Annotated in this window: 13 protein-coding genes and 5 pseudogenes; 11 read left to right on the forward strand and 7 right to left on the reverse strand. The window is 68.8% G+C overall.

The window, feature by feature from the left end:
- Positions 1 to 547: 547 nt before the first annotated feature.
- Positions 548 to 790 (reverse strand): site-specific integrase, encoded by a 243-nt coding sequence (locus tag ACZ7KF_RS34285; RefSeq protein WP_471084025.1) that lies wholly within the window; start codon positions 788 to 790, stop codon positions 548 to 550.
- A gap of 964 nt (positions 791 to 1,754) precedes the next feature.
- On the opposite strand from ACZ7KF_RS34285, the gene ACZ7KF_RS34290 reads away from it, so the two are divergent.
- The 5 genes and pseudogenes from ACZ7KF_RS34290 to ACZ7KF_RS34310 all read left to right on the forward strand — a co-directional run bounded on the left by ACZ7KF_RS34290 (position 1,755) and on the right by ACZ7KF_RS34310 (position 9,082).
- Entirely contained in the window at positions 1,755 to 2,171 is a 417-nt protein-coding gene (locus ACZ7KF_RS34290) for a hypothetical protein (protein ID WP_471084028.1), read from the forward strand.
- Complete coding sequence (locus tag ACZ7KF_RS34295; protein ID WP_471084031.1) at positions 2,168 to 2,815, forward strand: hypothetical protein; 648 nt, start codon at positions 2,168 to 2,170, stop codon at positions 2,813 to 2,815. The genes ACZ7KF_RS34290 and ACZ7KF_RS34295 overlap by 4 nt, the downstream gene beginning before the upstream one ends.
- Positions 2,815 to 7,512 carry a putative T7SS-secreted protein gene (locus tag ACZ7KF_RS34300; RefSeq protein WP_471084034.1) on the forward strand — a complete coding sequence of 1,566 codons (4,698 nt, stop codon included), beginning with the start codon at positions 2,815 to 2,817 and terminating at the stop codon, positions 7,510 to 7,512. Before ACZ7KF_RS34295 ends, ACZ7KF_RS34300 begins: the two co-directional genes overlap by 1 nt.
- Entirely contained in the window at positions 7,478 to 8,260 is a 783-nt protein-coding gene (locus ACZ7KF_RS34305) for a hypothetical protein (RefSeq protein WP_471084037.1), read from the forward strand. The genes ACZ7KF_RS34300 and ACZ7KF_RS34305 overlap by 35 nt, the downstream gene beginning before the upstream one ends.
- Positions 8,261 to 8,331: 71 nt before the next feature.
- Positions 8,332 to 9,082 (forward strand): annotated as a pseudogene (locus ACZ7KF_RS34310) (transposase).
- A 229-nt stretch (positions 9,083 to 9,311) separates the two neighbouring features.
- Here the strand turns inward: ACZ7KF_RS34310 and ACZ7KF_RS34315 are convergent.
- Positions 9,312 to 9,635 (reverse strand): annotated as a pseudogene (locus ACZ7KF_RS34315) (Imm21 family immunity protein); the annotation flags it as partial.
- 390 nt (positions 9,636 to 10,025) lie between these two features.
- Between ACZ7KF_RS34315 and ACZ7KF_RS34320 the strand changes: the two are divergent.
- The gene (locus tag ACZ7KF_RS34320; RefSeq protein WP_471084039.1) at positions 10,026 to 10,436 is read left to right on the forward strand and encodes a transposase; all 411 of its coding nucleotides are present in this window, start codon (positions 10,026 to 10,028) and stop codon (positions 10,434 to 10,436) included.
- A 61-nt stretch (positions 10,437 to 10,497) separates the two neighbouring features.
- Here ACZ7KF_RS34320 and ACZ7KF_RS34325 read toward each other — a convergent pair.
- Positions 10,498 to 10,845 (reverse strand): annotated as a pseudogene (locus tag ACZ7KF_RS34325) (transposase); the annotation flags it as partial.
- Positions 10,846 to 10,867: 22 nt separating this feature from the next.
- Between ACZ7KF_RS34325 and mobF the strand changes: the two are divergent.
- From mobF to ACZ7KF_RS34340, 3 genes and pseudogenes are all read left to right on the forward strand, one after another.
- Positions 10,868 to 12,109: pseudogene (mobF, locus tag ACZ7KF_RS34330) on the forward strand (MobF family relaxase); the annotation flags it as partial.
- Positions 12,106 to 12,453 carry a hypothetical protein gene (locus ACZ7KF_RS34335; protein ID WP_471084042.1) on the forward strand — a complete coding sequence of 116 codons (348 nt, stop codon included), beginning with the start codon at positions 12,106 to 12,108 and terminating at the stop codon, positions 12,451 to 12,453. The pseudogene mobF and the gene ACZ7KF_RS34335, both read left to right, overlap by 4 nt.
- Before the next feature lie 565 nt (positions 12,454 to 13,018).
- On the forward strand, positions 13,019 to 13,462 hold the full coding sequence (locus tag ACZ7KF_RS34340) for a hypothetical protein (RefSeq protein WP_471084045.1): 444 nt from the start codon (positions 13,019 to 13,021) through the stop codon (positions 13,460 to 13,462).
- Between the two features lie 71 nt (positions 13,463 to 13,533).
- On the opposite strand, the gene ACZ7KF_RS34345 is transcribed toward ACZ7KF_RS34340, so the two are convergent.
- Positions 13,534 to 13,749 carry a hypothetical protein gene (locus tag ACZ7KF_RS34345; protein ID WP_471084048.1) on the reverse strand — a complete coding sequence of 72 codons (216 nt, stop codon included), beginning with the start codon at positions 13,747 to 13,749 and terminating at the stop codon, positions 13,534 to 13,536.
- A gap of 316 nt (positions 13,750 to 14,065) precedes the next feature.
- On the opposite strand from ACZ7KF_RS34345, the gene ACZ7KF_RS34350 reads away from it, so the two are divergent.
- Together ACZ7KF_RS34350 and ACZ7KF_RS34355 are read left to right on the forward strand one after the other, a co-directional pair.
- Positions 14,066 to 14,482 (forward strand): hypothetical protein, encoded by a 417-nt coding sequence (locus ACZ7KF_RS34350; protein ID WP_471084050.1) that lies wholly within the window; start codon positions 14,066 to 14,068, stop codon positions 14,480 to 14,482.
- Positions 14,479 to 14,940 carry a hypothetical protein gene (locus tag ACZ7KF_RS34355; RefSeq protein WP_471084052.1) on the forward strand — a complete coding sequence of 154 codons (462 nt, stop codon included), beginning with the start codon at positions 14,479 to 14,481 and terminating at the stop codon, positions 14,938 to 14,940. Before ACZ7KF_RS34350 ends, ACZ7KF_RS34355 begins: the two co-directional genes overlap by 4 nt.
- Before the next feature lie 283 nt (positions 14,941 to 15,223).
- Here ACZ7KF_RS34355 and ACZ7KF_RS34360 read toward each other — a convergent pair.
- The 3 genes and pseudogenes from ACZ7KF_RS34360 to ACZ7KF_RS34370 all read right to left on the reverse strand — a co-directional run.
- Positions 15,224 to 15,430 (reverse strand): annotated as a pseudogene (locus ACZ7KF_RS34360) (hypothetical protein); the annotation flags it as partial.
- Between the two features lie 18 nt (positions 15,431 to 15,448).
- Positions 15,449 to 15,670 carry a hypothetical protein gene (locus ACZ7KF_RS34365; protein WP_471084054.1) on the reverse strand — a complete coding sequence of 74 codons (222 nt, stop codon included), beginning with the start codon at positions 15,668 to 15,670 and terminating at the stop codon, positions 15,449 to 15,451.
- A 687-nt stretch (positions 15,671 to 16,357) separates the two neighbouring features.
- A complete protein-coding gene (locus tag ACZ7KF_RS34370; protein ID WP_471084056.1) occupies positions 16,358 to 16,528 on the reverse strand; it encodes a hypothetical protein in 171 nt (56 codons plus the stop codon).
- Positions 16,529 to 16,889 lie beyond the last annotated feature (361 nt).

The raw sequence follows: 16,889 nt of genomic DNA on the forward strand, positions 1-16,889 counted from the left end.
AGGTGACTGCTTCCGTTGCGACAAGCCTTTCCAGGCCACGCCGTGCCAGGGATGCGGCGGCTTCCGTATCGACGGCTCCTTCGGCGTCTCCGGCACGCGATTCGAGCACCTTCCGGAGACTGCGAAGTGCTGGGACTGCGGGCACCGTAACCCGCTGCGCGATCCTGGCCCGGAGTAGGCGAACACTCGGCTGTCGGTCCCTCTCCGTACTCTGGCGCTCAGCCGCTTGGGCTACGCGGCACGTGCTGGGCCTTGGATCATAGGAAGCGGGACCCACAGTGACATCGATTTACCTCAAGGACGCGAACGACAGAGTGCGTGACGGTACGTCCGGTACGCCGTGCCAGTTCCCCACACCGGCGTGCTGAAGCTCACAGAAGAAGCGCACGCCGCGGGTGAACACGTGCCCCCGGGCGCTCCACGGGAGGACGCCCAGATTGTGGTGCGGCGGGCGAATGCCCGTTCTTCAGCAGGGCGAGTACCACGGACGGCCGCTTCAGGCGCCGTCGTGCTGCAGTACGCCAGCGAGGTCGGCGGCGAGGCTGTATCAGGGCCTGTCGTCCAGGAGTTCCATACGTGGGTTATAGCGCTGGGTGGTGCGGGAGTCCTTGTGGTCGGCCCAGCGCTGAGCCTTGCCCGGGCGGGCGCCCTTCCTGGCCAGGGCGTGGGTGACGGCGTCGCCCTTTGTACCGTGCGGACCGCGCACAGGCAGCCCGGCACGCTTGGTCAGCGAGGCACACAGCCGCCACACCGCGGGTTCGTGCCGCCGCTGGCCGTGCAGAACAGCCAACCTTCGGTGCGGCCAGCGAGGGAGTCCTGCAGCGCTTCCCATGCCACCGGCGGCATCGGCTTCTTCTTCCGCCCGCCACCTTCATCTTCTCCAATAGCAGGACCCGGTGGCCCGTGTCATAACCGAGATCCTCGATCCGAGCTTGAGCAGCGAGTCGATGCGCAGGCAGCAGGTGTAGAGCATGAGCAGCAAGGCGTAGGCGCGCTTGCGGTACGCGGCGACCCGGTGGCCGTCCCGGCCGGTAACCAGCAGCCTGACCCACTCCTGCTTGGTGTAGCCGGGGGCGAGTAGTCCAGATCGATGTACGGGCGCTGCACCGCGGCGAAGGGATTCTTCACCGCGTCCTCACTGACCTTCGCCAGGTAGGTGAAGAAGGACGAGGCCGCTGACAGGGCGTTCGCCCGGGACGCCTCCGAGTACGGCTTTCCGGACCGGATCATCCCCCCCCCGCGTCGGCCGCCCTTGACCCGCACCCGGGCGGGCGTCGTAAGGCGTCGCCGAACGCGAGCCCGCACAACGAATCCAGCACAGCCGCAGGGACGGTGATCATCAGGACAGTTTCGCAGCGCGACGGCGCTTCCGCGCCCCAGTTTCGAACCGGGCTTCCGATCTGGACATGGCGCTTCCGCGGAGCAGGAGCAGGAGCAGGAGCCTGAGGGGCGAGGGCGCTTGGCGCCTTACTTGGCCGACCGGTGCTTGGCCTGGTCACCTGCTTGCACGGCTGGCACCAAAGCGACGCTTGTTTCCGCCAGGCGTTTGCGGGGTGTGGTGTGCAGTTGTGATGATGTGCTGCATGTCTGAGCACGGGGGTGCGGTCGATGGGCCGCAGAGGGTTCCACGGTCGCGACTTGCGGACTACGCGGATATGACGGACGCGCCGGCCACTGCCGAGCCGATGGCGTCTTCGCATGAGCAGCGAGATCAGGGTGCGCAGCTGGGAGAACAGCCAATCGCTCGAGAGCGAGTGCACACCGCTGCACACGACGACCCCGAAGCAGCGGCGCGCAAGCGGGATTTCGCGGCGCTGCTCGGCGAGTTCCGTCGTGCCCCCGTCCTCGTGCCGCTTGGTGACGGCCCCGGACCGGACGACGAACGCGGTCTGCTGACTGCCGACTGGAACGGGGTGCGGTTCATCCTCGCGTTCTCGGACGAGCAGGCGCTCGCCCGTTACGCCCGGGAGCGGGGCGCCTTCGCGCGGGAGTGGACGTACCAGACGGTGCTCGGCGCGCGGCTGCTGGATGTGGCGGTGCCCGCGGCCGGGGTGCCCTGCGGGGTGGCTCTTGACTGCGCGGACGGGCCGGACGGGATGGTGTTCCCGCCGGTGCGGGGCATCGTGCCCGACGAGGCGGCGCTGGACTTCGAGACGGGGGACGAGGCATGAGCGACGGTGGGAAGGACCTGAAGGCGGACGGGCTGGCGCTGGTCGCGAAGGGTCTGACCGAGGCGCTGGGCGAGCTGAAGGAGTTGGGCATGGTGGGCGGGGCCGGGGCCGGGCGCGGTTTCTCCGACATCGCGCTGTCCGGTCTGGAGCTGGGCCACGAGGGGCTGACGGGCGACTTCAAGTCGTTCTGCGAGCGCTGGGAGTGGGGCGTGCGGTCGCTGATCAACGAGGGCAACGGGTTCGCCCTGAAGACGGGTCTGTCGGCGGGCACGTACTACGAGACGGAGCACTACGTCGAGGGCTCCTTCAAGGTGGTCGCCAACTCGGCCATCGGCAATCCGTACGCTTCGGAGGAGGACGTGGAGAAGATGGGCTGGGGCGACATCGCCACGTCCGGCGGGAACGTGGACTACAGCAAGGAGTCCTTCGACCAGGCGATGGCCAACAGCGGGCAGGCGTGGAAGGACGCGGGCCGGGACGTGATGACCTCGCACACCCTCGGCCCCATGGGCGTCAACCCCGAGAACCTGCACAGCGCGTTCGGTGTCTCGGACCAGGAGTACGACCAGTACCTCGACGACACCTTCGGACCCTCGCCCGAGGCCCGCGCCAAGGCCGCCGAGCAGCAGGGGAGTGAAGGCTGATGGGCGTTTTGGGAGACGTAGGCGACGGCCTCAACAACGCCCTCGGCTACGGCGAACACCTCTATGACGAGGGCAAGAAGAAACTCGGCGAGGCTGTCGACTACGGCACGGACAAACTGGGCGGCACGCTGGACTACGTCGGTGCGCACGACTGGGCCGACAGCGTGGAGGACTGGGGCGACGAGGTCGCCTCCGACCTGGGCGCCACCCCGGGCGAGCAGCAGCTCGGCCAGACCGAGGAGCCGAACGAACTCGTCCACGGCCACCCGGACAAGATCCGTGAGAGTGCCAAGCACCTGCGGGACTTCCACGGCGCCTTCGACAAGGTGAGCACGGGGCTGAAGAAGGTCGACTCCTCCGGCTGGCAGGGCCAGGGCGGCGACGCGTTCCGGGAGAAGTTCGGCGTGCACCCCACCAAATGGGCGCAGGCCGCCGAGGCCTGTGACACGGCCGCCGGGGCGCTGGAGGCGTACGCGGACACCGTCAAGTGGGCGCAAGCCCAGGCCAAGGAGGCCGTCGAGCTCTACAAGAAGGGCGTGAAGGCGGCCAAGGCCGCGGCCGAGGACTACCGGACCAAGGCCCAGGCCTACGACGCCAAGGCCCGTGCGGGCGACGACCCGGGACCGGAGCCGAAGCAGGACATGGAGGCGGGCAAGGCCGACGTCAAGGCCGCCGTCCACAAGCTCGCCGAGGCCCGCAAGCAGCGCAACACCGCCGCCTCCCAGGCGCAGGGCAAGGTGAAGGCGGCGCTCGCGCACGCACCCGCCGAGCCGCCGCCGCTTCAGCGCCTGGGTAACGACCTCACGGACGGCTACCAGGCCGTCAACACCGAACTCACCCACGTGGTCGGCGGCGCGCTGAAGGGCACGGCCGGACTGCTCAACTTCGTCCGCGGCCTCAATCCGACCGACCCGTACAACCTGACCCACCCGGCCGCCTATGTGCAGAACGTCAACATGACGCTGGCCGGCCTGGTCTCCACCGCCTCCCACCCCGAGCGGGTCGTCCAGGCGGCCGTCGACGGCTTCAAGAAGGACCCCTCGGAGTTCGTCGGCCGCCTCATCCCCGAGCTGGTCGGCACCAAGGGCGCGGGACTCGCCCGCGGCGGACTGCGACTCGCACTGAAGGAAGGAGCGGAGGGAGTCGCGGAACAGGGAGTGCGCAAGACCGCCCGGAACGCCGTGGAAGAGGGCGCGGAGGATGTCTCGCGCCGGCCGCTGGAGAAGGTCTGCGAGAAGGACCCCGTCGACGTCGCGACCGGCCGTATGGTGCTGCCGGTGACCGACGTCTCGCTCCCCGCCCAGCTGCCGCTACTGCTCAAGCGGCAGTTCGAGTCCTCGTACCGCCTGGGCGGCTGGTTCGGACCGGCCTGGTCCTCCACGCTCGACCAGCGCCTGGAGATCGACGCCGAGGGCGTGGTTCTCGTCGGCGAGGACGGCCTGACCCTCGCCTACCCGCACCCGGCACCGGGCGTACCGACGCTGCCCAGCCACGGTCCGCGCTGGCCGCTGGACAGGGTGGACGACGGGTACACCGTCACCGACCCAGAATCGGGTCGGGTACGGCACTTCGCCGACCGCACCGACACGCTGGCGTTGCTGGAACAGCTCGACGACCGCAACGGCAACTGGATCACTTTCGAGTACGACACCGACGGCACACCTCGTTCGGTGATCCACAGCGGCGGCTACCGTCTGCACGTCTCGACGTCGCAGGGCCGGGTCACCGCCCTGCACCTGGCCGGTGCGGCTGCGGACGGCGGCGACCAGGAACTGGTCCGCTACGGCTACACCGACGGCGACCTCACCGAGACGACCAACTCCTCTGGCCGTCCGACCCGCTTCGGCTACGACGACCAGGGCCGCATCACCTCCTGGACCGACACCAACGACAGCCACTTCACGTACGTCTACGACGACGAGGACCGCTGCACCCACCAGGCCGGCGCCGCCGGCCACCTGCGCTCTACCTTCACCTACGGACCGGTCGACCCGGACACCGGCGAGCACGCCACGACCATCACCGACTCGCACGGCCACGCCACCCGATACCTGATCAACCGCCGCTGCCAGGTGATCGCCGAGACTGACGCCCTCGGTGCCACCACCCGTTACGTACGCGACCGCTACAACCGCCTGCTGTCCGAGACGGATCCGCTGGGCCACACGACGGCGTTCGAGTACGACGAGGCGGGCAACCTGACCAGGCTCGTTCGCCGGGACGGGCGCGAAGCGCGAGCGGAGTACAACGGCCTCGGTGAACCGGTGAAGGTGGTGAACCCTGACGGCACTGTGATCCGCCAGACCTACGATGCGCGCGGCAACCGCACCTCGGTGACGGACCCGGCGGGCCGCGTCATCCGCTTCACGTACGACGAGGCCGGCAACCTGACGTCCGTGACGGACCCGCTTGGCCACACCACCCGTGTCGTTTGTGACCGGGCCGGCCTCCCCTCGCAGATCACGGATCCCCTGGGCGGGACCATCCGCTACGAACGGGACGCCTACGGCCGACCGGTCGCCGTTACGGACCCCACCGGCGTGCCAACAATGCTGGAGTGGTCGGTCGAGGGCCGCCTAACCCGCCGTACGGCGCCTGACGGCACCACCGAGACATGGGCGTACGACGGCGAGGGCAACTGCACCAGCTACACCGACCCGATCGGCGGCGTCTCCCGCTTCGAGTACACCCACTTCGACCTGCTGGCGGCCCGCACGGCCCCGAACGGTGTTCGCTATGAATTCGGCTACGACACAGAGTTGCGTCTGACGAAGGTCACCAACCCACACGGACTTGAGTGGAGTTACGAGTACGACGCTGCCGGGCGCACGGTGGCGGAGACGGATTTCGACGACCGCAGACTGACCTACGCCTACGATCCTGCGGGCCGCCTCGTCTCGCGCGTCAATGCTCTGGGCGAAGTGGTGACCTTCGGACGCAACGAGCTGGGGCAGCTGACCCGCAAGGATGCGGCGGGACAGGTCACCGAATACGCCTACGACCTGACCGACCAACTGGCCCAGGCCACCGGCCCCGAAGGATCCACCCTCAGCCGCCTCCGTGACCAGTACGGCCGCCTGCACTCGGAAACGGTCAACGGCCGCACACTGACGTACACCCACGATGTGCTGGGCCGCGTCACAGGCCGTACGACTCCCACGGGTGCCACCACCACCTGGTCGTACGACGCCGCGGGGCGCCGTGCCGACATGGTGGCTTCCGGGCGGCGCGTCGACTTCACCTACGACGCGGCGGGACGAGAACTGAACCGCAGCATCGGCGGAACGATCGCACTGGAGCACACCTTCGACGCACTGGGCCGCCTGACGACCCAGTCGGTGACCAGCGCCACAGACCGCAGGTTGCAACACCGGGCGTACACCTACCGCGCCGACGGCAACCTCGTCGGCATCGACGACCAGCTCTCCGGATCCCGCCGCTTCGATCTGGACGCGACAGGTCGCGTAACGGCAGTACACGCAGAGGGCTGGACGGAACGGTACGCGTACGACGAGGCGGGCAACCAGACACAGGCAAGCTGGCCGGCCGGCCACCCGGGCCAGGACGCGACCGGAACCCGCCAGTACACGGGCACCCGCATTACCCGCGCCGGAAACATTCGCTACGAACACGACGCACTCGGGCGCATCACCCTCCGGCAGAAGACGCGACTCTCACGCAAGCCGGACACCTGGTGCTACGCATGGGACGCCGAGGACCGCCTCATCTCGGTGACGACCCCGGATGGAACTCGCTGGCGCTACACCTACGATCCGCTGGGCCGCCGCACGGCAAAACTGCGCCTGGCGGAAGACGGCGAAACGGTGATCGAACGCGTCGACTTCACGTGGGACGGCACAACGCTCTGCGAACAGACGACGCGCTCCCCTGACCTGCCCAACCCGGTCACCCTCACCTGGGACCATCAGGGCCTGTGCCCCCTGAGTCAGACGGAACGCATCATCTCGCCCGACGCTCCCCAAGGCGAGATCGACTCCCGCTTCTTCGCCATCATCACCGACCTGATCGGCACACCCAGCGAGCTCGTTGACGAACACGGAGAGATCGCCTGGCGCACCCGCAGCACTCTGTGGGGTACGACGGCGTGGGCCACCAGCAGCACCACCTACACGCCTCTGCGCTTTCCCGGGCAGTACTACGACCCCGAGAGCGAACTCCACTACAACTGCTTCCGCCACTACGACCCGGACACCGCCCGCTACCTCAGCCCCGACCCACTCGGGCTCACCCCCGCACCCAATCCCGTCGCCTACATCCACAACCCACACCTGTGGGGCGACCCACTGGGCCTTGGACCGTGTCCCATCGGCGGGGAGGAGAACCACGTCCCTCTCAACGCCGCCCGCGGGGACGTCGTCTACCCCACTCAGGAGGAGGCGTTGAACGAAGCACTGCGGCGGCACGGCGTGACCGACCCCTCTCTCATCGAACGAACTCCGCAGTGGGGTAAGAACCCGAATCTGACAGGTCCCAACGGTGAACCTTGGGAAACGATCAACGCTATCGACTCCAAGGGGAACATCGTGGAAATCCACCATCACGCCAATGGGCACTTCTTCAAGGACAAGGACGAGTGGGCGCTACCTCACTACCACGGTCCCAATGGCGAACATGTCTACTATGGGAGCATGGATTCCGGATATGGTCTGCAAGGAAGGCCCAGAGGTGCTGAATAATCACTCGCAGAATGCGGTGCAAAAAACCATCTTCGGTCAGCCCGCATGGGATTGTCCGGGAATCGACTCTCGCATCTCCGCACTCGAGGGCAGTCTGCCCGGGGTTTCCGCGTTCTGGATCATGTGCGACCCCATCGACGAACTGACATGCCTGCAGGAGACGCTTGCGGCATTCACAGGCCATCAGCTGTTCACTTGGTCGACCAAAATCTTGGCGGAGGAGCAGCCCGCACCGTCGGAAGACTCCCGGGTGTACCTCAGGAGATTCGGGAGGCGTGCGGGACTGGCAAAGTTCTCGATGCTGCCGTTCGTGGAATCCACCTATCTGCGCCACCCGCGCTTCAAGGCCGATGACCACAGCGAGATCGAGCCGCTCCCGCGCCGGAACTCGGGTTACGCCCTGGGAATCGGAGCCGCCGACTGCCCCTCGGAACGGTGGACGGGGGCAGCCCAGCTACTCGAAGGACATTTCTCGCTTTCCTTCGACTTCGAGAACACCGTCGAAATGGAATCTCTGCGCAGGAAACTGGTGGCACTGTACGTGTCGACGGCCATCGAGATGGATTTGATGCCGCTGATCCCCCTCAACAGGCACCCGGCCGGCGGCCACGTGCTCTTCTGCCGCAGCAGTTCGTACTCCACGGCGGCAGAAGCGCTGGCCGAGCACTCCGCAGTACGAGAAGGCGACTCTGCCACGCAGGAACTCACCACTTTCCTCGACAGCGGAGGCGGGCTGGCTTATCTCTAAAACGGACCCCGGGCGCGAGCCGTCCTGAAGGCTGTCCCGTAACCGCTGGTCACGAGTGAGACGATCTTGGTGTGGCTGGTGTGATCACAGCGTCTGATCCGTCTTGGATAGCTCCGTTCACGGGGCTGTCCCCTCGGTCCTTCGGTGCGTTGGTCAACGTGCTGCGTCGGGAGGAGGCGGGTGTGTCCCGTCCTGGGCGGCCAGGACCGGGTGCTGCTGGTGGTCGCGTACTGGCGCACAAACCTCACGCTGCGGCAGTTAGCCCCGCTGTTCGGGGTGTCGAGGTCTGCAGCCGCTCGGATCGTCCGCTGCCCCGGTCCGCTGCTCGCGCTCAAGGCTCGCCAACGGTTTCGCAGGGGCACCGTTCTGATCGTGGACGGCACTTTGGTACCCACCCGCGACCGCACCATCGCCCAACAGTCCAAGAACTACCGTTACTCCACCAATCACCAGATCGTGCTGGACGCGGAAAGCAGCTTGGTTGTCGCCGTGGGCCGGCCAGTGCCCGGTAACCGCAACGACTGCAAGGCTTGGGAAGAATCGGGTGCAAAGGCCATGGTCGGCCGGGTCACCACCACCGCTGACGGCGGCTACCGCGGCACCGGGCTGGTCATCCCGCACCGACGTGCTCCAGGCGAGGAGCTTGCGGCATGGAAGCAGCAGCACAACGCCTCGCACCGCCGAGTCCGTGCTCGCGTCGTGCACGCCTTCGCGCGGATGAAGACTTGGAAGATCCTTCGCGACTGTCGGCTGAAAGGCGAAGGCGTCCACCACGCGATGCTCGGCATCGCCCATCTGCACAACCTTACGCGGCGCGCCTGAACCGGACCCGACCGAGGCACTGCCTGTTCAGGATTCGGTGGGCAGGAGCTGAACCAGGCCGACCCAGTTCTCCTCGTCCACCTTGGTGTGGGTGGCGCGGACCTTCCAGCAGCCGGCGGGCAACGGGACCGATGCCTGGTCGGACATTCCGCCGCTGGGAATACCCGATGCCCAGTTCGGAACCCGCTTCGGCGGAGTCCATGAGCACCGCCGGACCGTCCGACACCCAGGTGCCGCACTCCTCCCACGCTGTGGCCGGGTCGGCGAGAACAGCGCTGGCCGCGGTCCTCAGCCCGGCCTCGCAGTCGGCGGCAAGCCACCGCAGGAACGCTCGGCGCTCGGGCAGGTAGCAGCTAGTGGCCGGCTCGTCCGCCAGCACCAGTGCCTGCGCACCGTTGTCGCCAACGGTGATCACACCGGCCAAATCGTCCTCCGCACAGGCCCGGTCGTAGTCGTCTGGAGCGGTGGCGTCCCCCGCCAAGACCCCGCTCTCAGTGCAGCCGCGCCATGCACCCAGGGCGGAGACGGGGACGACGATCAAAGGGCCGCCCATCGACTCCACCCAGACAGGGGAGGCGTGGGACGCATCAGCTGCGATGGATGAAGAGTCGCTCGTGCAGGCAGTGTGCCCTCGCCCACTGACAACACCCTCGGCACCCACGGCGGCCAGCACAGGGAGCGGCTCAATGCCTGCGCCAGCTAACGGTTACGGGACAGCCTTTAGGGACGTGGAAACGGCCTCCGTCTGATCATGCGCTTCGATCAAAGAGGCACTTGACCGGTACGAAGGCCGTGGGGGAATGAGTCTGCTGCATCACGATGTCCGGCGCGCAGTGTTCGCGGTGGCATCACACTTCCGGAACGACTTCTTCGACCGTCTGACCGTGCGCGGGGACACGCTACTCGAGCTGACCGACGCGCGGTGCTGTGCGCGGACGGGCCGGTGACCACGCCGGTGGATCTGACGTTGACGGCCGAACACCGGCGTGGGCACGGCGCGATGTACGAGGCGTTGAACCACGGGAACGTGGACGTGCCCCGGCTGCGGCAGGTACCGGCCGGTCTCCCGATGTCGCAGGCCGCCGACGGGCGCCTGGTCCTCGCGGTCGACATCAGCAACTGGCTCCGCCCCGACGCGCCGACCAGCGCGGACCGCTTGTTCTGCCCCGTCTACGGCCGCAGCGGACGGTCCTCGGACCGGTTCATCCCCGGCTGGCCCTACTCCTTCGTCGCCACCCTCGAATCGGGCCGCCACGTCCTGGTGCCAGCTTCTTGGACGCCGTCCGCCTCGGACCCGAGGACGACACCGACGAGGCCACCGCCACCCAACTCCGCCGGGTCGTCACGGACCTGATCGAGAGGGGCCGCTGGCACGTCGGCGACCGCGACATCCTCATCGTCTTCGACGCCGGCTACGACCAGTCCAGCTTCTTCGCGACGCGCAGCTTCCTCAGCAGCACCAGATGCAGTTCGTTCCACACGCCGGCCTCATTCCACGCGGCCAGCCGCCGCCAGCAGGTCATCCCCGAACCGAATCCCAGCTCCTGCGGCAGGTACTCCCACTGGATGCCGGTGTGTAGCACGAACAGGAACCCGCACAACGCCTGCCGGTCCGGAATCCGCGGTCTGCCCTCGACCGGCTTCGGACCCGGCACGGGCAGCAACGGCTCGATGAGCGACCACAGTTCGTCCGAGACGATCCACGGCCGCGACTGTCGTTTCCCCACGACCAGACCAACGATCACCCGAGCCGAAAGGCACATGATCAACAGCTTCTGTCAGGGACTCTTTAGGCACTACGAGTCCAGGGCCACGGAATCGAGGCCGCTGCTCCACGCGCACGCGGTGGTGTCGGTCCGGGCCCGGCGGCCGCACGACGGGAAGTGGGGCAACCTGTCGGCGGACTCGCTGATGGCCCACATCGTCTCGGCCGACACCCTCTACATCCTGTACTTCATGGAGGAGGTGTCCGCCCGGCTCGGGTGGGCGTGGGAGCCGCGCGAGGTGACGCCCGGCCGCCGGCCGGTCATGGAGATCGCGGGCATCGACCGGCGGCTCCTCGGCTGGCAGTCGACCCGCCGCCAGCAGATCGAGGACGCGCTGCCCGTGCTGACCGTCAGGTACGAGGAACGGCAGGGGCACGCGCCGGGGGAGCGGGCCTCCTACGCGCTGGCCTGCCAGGCCGCCGACCAGACCCGCCCGCCCAAGCGCACGGAGCTGCTGTCGCTGACCGAGCTGCGCAAGCGATGGCGCACCTTAGCGATCCGGGCCTGCGGCGCCGACGTCGTCGACCGGCTCGCCGAGCGGGCGCGGGCGGCGGCCGTGGCGGTGTGGGCGCGGGTGCGGCCGGTGGTCGACATCGCGCTGGCGGCCGTCGACGTCGTCGCCGTGGTGTACGTGATGCGCGGCGCCTTCGCGCGCCACCACCTGCTCGCCGAAGCCCGCCGCTACCTCTCCTACGTCCTGCGCGGCCGGCCACACCAGCCGGGCCTGGACAACCAGATCGTGCAGACGGTCGTCGACGACTACGCCCGCCCGGCCAGCCGACGGATGATGACCGCCGACCTGCGCGCCCTGTACCCGCGCGACACCGAGGACCAGGCCGTGCTGCGCCCGCTGGCCCGCAAGCGGACCGCCCCGCCGTACGAGCGGGCCCGCCTCGCCGCCGGTGCCCTGGCCGCCCGGGTCCATGCGGTGCGCCGTGCGGAGCGACTGGGCTCCCGCCCCCGCCCGTACGCCGTCGCGGTGCCCGCCGCCTCGAGGCCGCACCCCCGGCCGTTCCGTACCGGCCCGAAGGACTGCCGCCTCCTGAAGCAGGAGACCGGCGTTGACACGGCGGAACAGACGCGCCAGACCTTGGAAGCCGCCGCTGCGCAGGTGGCCGCCACGCTCCAGGACAGTCGGGGGGCGCGCGAAGTCGCCCACGGCCCCCGCCCGCAGCCCGCCCCGGCGACGTCCCCGCCGCCGCACACCCAGCAGCCCGGCACCCAGCACACGCCGGGCCGAACCACAGGAGGAGTTGCGTGAGCACCCCGGAAGAACGCCCCAACCCCGACGAAGCCCTCGCCCGCGCCCGCGCCGACCGCGCGAAGATGGCCGCCGCGCTCAACGAGGACCAGGAGCCCGAGCCCGACGACCCCCTGGGGTGGCAGCCGATCTGGAAGCGGCCCCGGAAGCCGAAGTCGAAGGCGACGAAGAAGGCGGAACTGCGCAAGCAGCGGAAGCGACTCCAGGAAGCCGGGAAGCGCCGCCTCGCCGCCGCGCAGTCGCGCCGGCCCCGCTCCCGGCAGAACCGGATCGGCAACGCGGCCGCGCGCCGCGACGCGCGTGCCCTGTCCCGAGTGCGGCACTCCAACGCCTGGCTGTGGTGACGAGCCGGACACCGTCCACCGAGTGGAGCCCATCCGATGGGTTCCACTCGGTGGAGTCCACCCGATGGGCTCCACCGAGTGGACTCCACTCCGGTGCGCACCGGATGACGATGGACGCCACCGAGGTGCGCACCGCGATGTCCACCGCACCCGGTGCGCGCACTGCATTGGCGCGCGCACCAGCACCCCTCCTCCAGGTGGGGCCGGGTTCGCGCGTGACCCCTTGCCCAGGTCTGCTACCCGCACGTGCGCCCCCTTGTCCACCTCTGCTACCCGGCCCATTTCTCCTTGCCACAGCGCCCTCCGGCCGCCGATCAGACCGCGGTCAAGGGGGTGCGTGATATAGGAGCCCGCCGCCCGTGGCGTGCCTGGTGCGGTGCGCCGGCACCGATGGCGCGCACCGCGATGGACAGCGCGGTGCGGTGGTGCGCGCGCCGCGCGGTGGTGGTGTGCACCGCCACCGCGCGGCGCGCGCACCACACGACCCGGCCGCCGCTTCTGGGCGCCGCGCCGGTACGAGACCTACTACCGCGAGGCGATCACGGCGGAGGACTACAGCCAGGCCGTGCCGGTCGTCGTCACCACTCTGGAGCAGCTGACGGAGCACGGCGCGGACGCGGCGGTGTGGCGGAGCCTGGGGTGCAAGGACGAACAGACCCTGACCGACGCGCTCGACAACCCCGACGGCGATGCCCTCTACCGCTGCCAGTACGCCCGCACCGAAGCGGCAGACGAACGGCGCCGTGCCGCTGAGCGGGAGGCACGGCGGCCGGTGTGCAGGCGGTGCGGGCGGAAGTTCACCGACGAGCGCTGGGAGGAGACCACCGCGAGAACTGCCTGGAAGGCCGGGGACCTGTCGGTGTGCGGCGACTGCCACGCCGACGACGTCGCCCGCAAGGAAGCCGCCGCCCAAGCAGCCCGACTCCAGGCCGCCACGCCATCAGAACCGGAGCCGGAGCACGACCGGGAGCCGGGCAAGCTCCGCGGGCTGTTCCGCCGCCGCGGCTGACACCACACGGCGACGCCGCCCCTCCCCGCCGGATACGGGGGAGAGGCGGCATCGACGATGGGTGGCCCGGGTCAGGCCGGGGCGGTCTGCTTCCCCAGCGCGGCGAGAGGGGAGCGCCGGCCCTTCTCCACCGCGCGTACCAGCTCCCAGTCGACCTCGGGGTGGGCGGGGATGACCGCGTCGACGGATGCCGTGGTATAGAGCGCGACGTCGACGGTCCCGGCCCGGCTGGTGCCGAAGCGGACCTCGATCGACTGCGGCGAGCGGACCCAACCGAGCCGCACCATCCAGTCGAACTCGCGTTTACCGATCGCTGCTCTGATCGCGTCGCCGTGAAGTGGGAAGATGCGTCCGGGCGTGTCAGGGACGGTGTTAGAACGGGACCAGGGCAGAAGAGAAGGCCAGGCGGGGTCCATTCGCTCCCGGAGCACTGCCCCCCAGGCCGCAAAGTCGACAGAGTGTGATGCCTTGCACATAAGTGCGTTCGCCGGACGGCCCTCCAAGGGTTCTGACCTGCAAAAACTAGGTTTGCGCGAGGGTGTGCCCCTCCCTCAGAGTGACTGCTGTGCCCGAGCGGGCGCAACGACTCACGGGAGGAACCCGATGGACCCCAACGTCCTGAGCCCTGCCACTGGGCCCGCACCCCCGATCATCCGCCCTGCCTTGTGGGCGACGGCCGGGCTTTCTGCCGTCGGCGTGGTTGCTCTGGGACTCGCTGTCGCCCTCGCGGACCTAGAGACGGCCAGCTGGGTGGCCTCTCTTGTCGGCGCTTTCCTGAGCGCGGCCGCACTCGTCTGGTCCGTTGCCTCCCTCACCGCCAGCACCCCCCAGCGTCGACGTATCCAGATTTACGGCGGCCGGGCTTCCGCCGTCGGGGATGTCGTCGCCCCCGGGGCGGCGCAATCTTCGCCGTCGAACGGCGTTGCCGACGTGGACGCGGACGTGGACGTCCGATCGGGCCCCGACGGCATCGCGGCCGGACGGGACATCATCGGCTTCAGCCTGGACCGGTACCAGTGATCCGCTGGCCCTGGCGCCGCCGGAAAGCCGTCGTCACCCAGGTGTACGGCGGGCACCTCGCGGCCGGGCGGGATGTCATCGTCCATGCCGGAGAGACGGATCCGGTGGTCCGCCTCTCCAACGCCGCCCGTGACTTCATGTCCCGGGCGGATTCGGTCTGGACAGTCCATGCCTCTGCCGATTTCAACGGGGAACGGGGTCCGGGCTACGACTGGGAGGAGCAGGCCTTGATCCACGTGGACAACGCCCTGTTCCACCTGCGGGCCGAAGCCGAGCGGACCCGAGCACTGCGCCCTGATCTGGCTGATCTGGCCGACCAGATCGTCACCCAGGCACACGACGTGCGCCGGTTCTGCATCGAGGACTACGTATCCGAGGAGGACACAACCTCGTTCTTTCTGGTGTACCTGGACAACCTACGGACCGCGCTGACCGAGTTCACCCACACTGCCGCTTGACAGCCGCTCCCGGGGCACGGTGCGCCGTCCGGGGAGCACACGCCACGACTCGCCACTGAGCATGCACTGTGCGGGTACTCAGTGTGACCGCTGCAGCTCCAGGACGTGTGCTTCGAGGTCGGCGATGCGCTTGTCGGCGAAACGGAGGTTGGAGCGGGCGCCTTCAAGCCGTTCCTGCAGGGCTCGGTGTTCCTGGGACAGTTACTGGACGCGGCGCTTGAGGGTGGTGTTCTCGGTGGTGAGCCGTTGGACAGATTCGCCGGGAACCATCTGTTCGAGGTCCCAGCTGGCCGAATCGCTCGCGACGGCAGACCTCCGCGACCTGGTCGGGGTGATGCAGCGTCCCCTCGGGGTTCGCGCTCAGGTCGACCAGTAGGCCGCGGTCGACGAACCGGCGCACCACGAAGGCCGTCACGTTCGCCTTCTCGCCGATCGCGTTCGGGGTGCCGAGCGCGTCGGCGATCCGGTAGGCCGCCGCGCCACCGCCAATAGACGCGTTATGTGAAACCTACAGCTTGGCCGACGAGGTGATCGGCGATCCGGCCGGGGCTGCGGAGTCCGGCACCCCCGCGTAGTCGGGCAGCTCGACGCCGTTGATCGCGCGCCCTACCAGCTCCGTGAACCGTTCGCCGGTGAAATCGGGGCGCGGCTCGGCGTCTGGCCCGGGGACGTCGCGGCTGCGGGCGTTCAACCGGCCGATCTCCTGGTTGGCCTCGACGAAGGAGCGCATCCTTGCCTCGTAGCGGGCGAACCCGGCGTCGGGGTCCCATCCGGCGGCGGCCAGCTCTCCGGCCAGCAGGTAGGCGCGGGCGACGGCTGGGCCGGCATGGCCCCCCCAGGCACGCTCATCCGCCAGCGGCTCCTCAAGCCAAGCGTGCAGCCCTCACAGCCATGCCCGGCCCCGATCCTCCGTAGGTCGGTTCTCCCACACCGCCCGCCCCCGTCTGCCAGCGCATTCTCGAGACAGCGCCAGTCGACGCAGGCTACGAGCGAGCGCGGTTCAGGGACGTCGCCGAAGACCACCCCGGGCAGGTCCCTCACGCCACCGCTGGCGCGCACCACCCCCGGCTGCCACCGCCGGCAGCAGCAACCACCCCCGGAGCAGCAGGTAGCACCTCTGCTGTGCGGACCGCCCCCCGGCAATCAGGAAACGACGCCGCGGAGCCGAGCATGCGGTGACGCCCTCGCCTCCGCCTTCCTCACCGCAGCCGCACCAGACCGCATGGCCATCTACGACCGCCGAGCCCAGAGCGGACTGCGGACCCTCGGCATCACCCTCAGCCACGCGCCCGGCCGCTACAGCCGCTACATAGAAGCAATCGACCAGCTCCTGTCCGCCGCCCCAGCCCCTATCCGCAACTGGACCACGTAGGACACGGTCTAAGTTCGGTGAGCAGGTTGAACAGGCAGTGCGGCTTCAGCGGTGGCCGCGCTTCTTCTGCTCGGTCCGGATGATCAGTACGCTCACGGTCAGTACGGCGAACAGGATGCCCAGGAACCAGGCGGGTGGGCCGACGAAGATCGACACGACAAAGCCCAGGAATGTGGCCAGGAGGCCCATACTCGCCCACAACTCGCGATCACTCATGCGTCCCCCGCGCGTGGTGAGTCCTCGTCCGCCCCGCCAGGCGAGCGGAGAAAGAACACCACCAGACACACGGCAACCCGTCAAGTGCCCCCGGCTGTACTTGACCTTCGCGGGACAACCGCCGGTCCATGGCGGCGGCACTGTGCCCGGGTCGCCTCGATCGAGGCCGGCGCATCGTCCGGGACGACGTCCGGCTCTCCCAGGTCGGAGGAGCGCTCCTGCTTTTTGATCACGAACAGACGTCGCACTCTGCTGAAAGCGCGAGGCTAGGTGTATTGATCACGAGCGTTGTTGACACTTGGCGGGCTTGATCATGGCGAAGACCTCCGGTGTGGTGGAGCTGTCTAGGACTGCACCGCAC

It is taken from the genome of Streptomyces sp. NPDC038200, from assembly GCF_055600785.1.

Coding starts and splice junctions, on each gene's coding strand:
- ACZ7KF_RS34370 (WP_471084056.1), bottom strand. CDS start 16,528: ATGAGTGATCGCGAGTTGTGGGCGAGTATGGGCCTCCTGGCCACATTC.
- ACZ7KF_RS34295 (WP_471084031.1), top strand. CDS start 2,168: ATGAGCGACGGTGGGAAGGACCTGAAGGCGGACGGGCTGGCGCTGGTC.
- ACZ7KF_RS34365 (WP_471084054.1), bottom strand. CDS start 15,670: ATGCGCTCCTTCGTCGAGGCCAACCAGGAGATCGGCCGGTTGAACGCC.
- ACZ7KF_RS34300 (WP_471084034.1), top strand. CDS start 2,815: ATGGGCGTTTTGGGAGACGTAGGCGACGGCCTCAACAACGCCCTCGGC.
- ACZ7KF_RS34345 (WP_471084048.1), bottom strand. CDS start 13,749: ATGGTGCGGCTCGGTTGGGTCCGCTCGCCGCAGTCGATCGAGGTCCGC.
- ACZ7KF_RS34305 (WP_471084037.1), top strand. CDS start 7,478: ATGGTCTGCAAGGAAGGCCCAGAGGTGCTGAATAATCACTCGCAGAAT.
- ACZ7KF_RS34350 (WP_471084050.1), top strand. CDS start 14,066: ATGGACCCCAACGTCCTGAGCCCTGCCACTGGGCCCGCACCCCCGATC.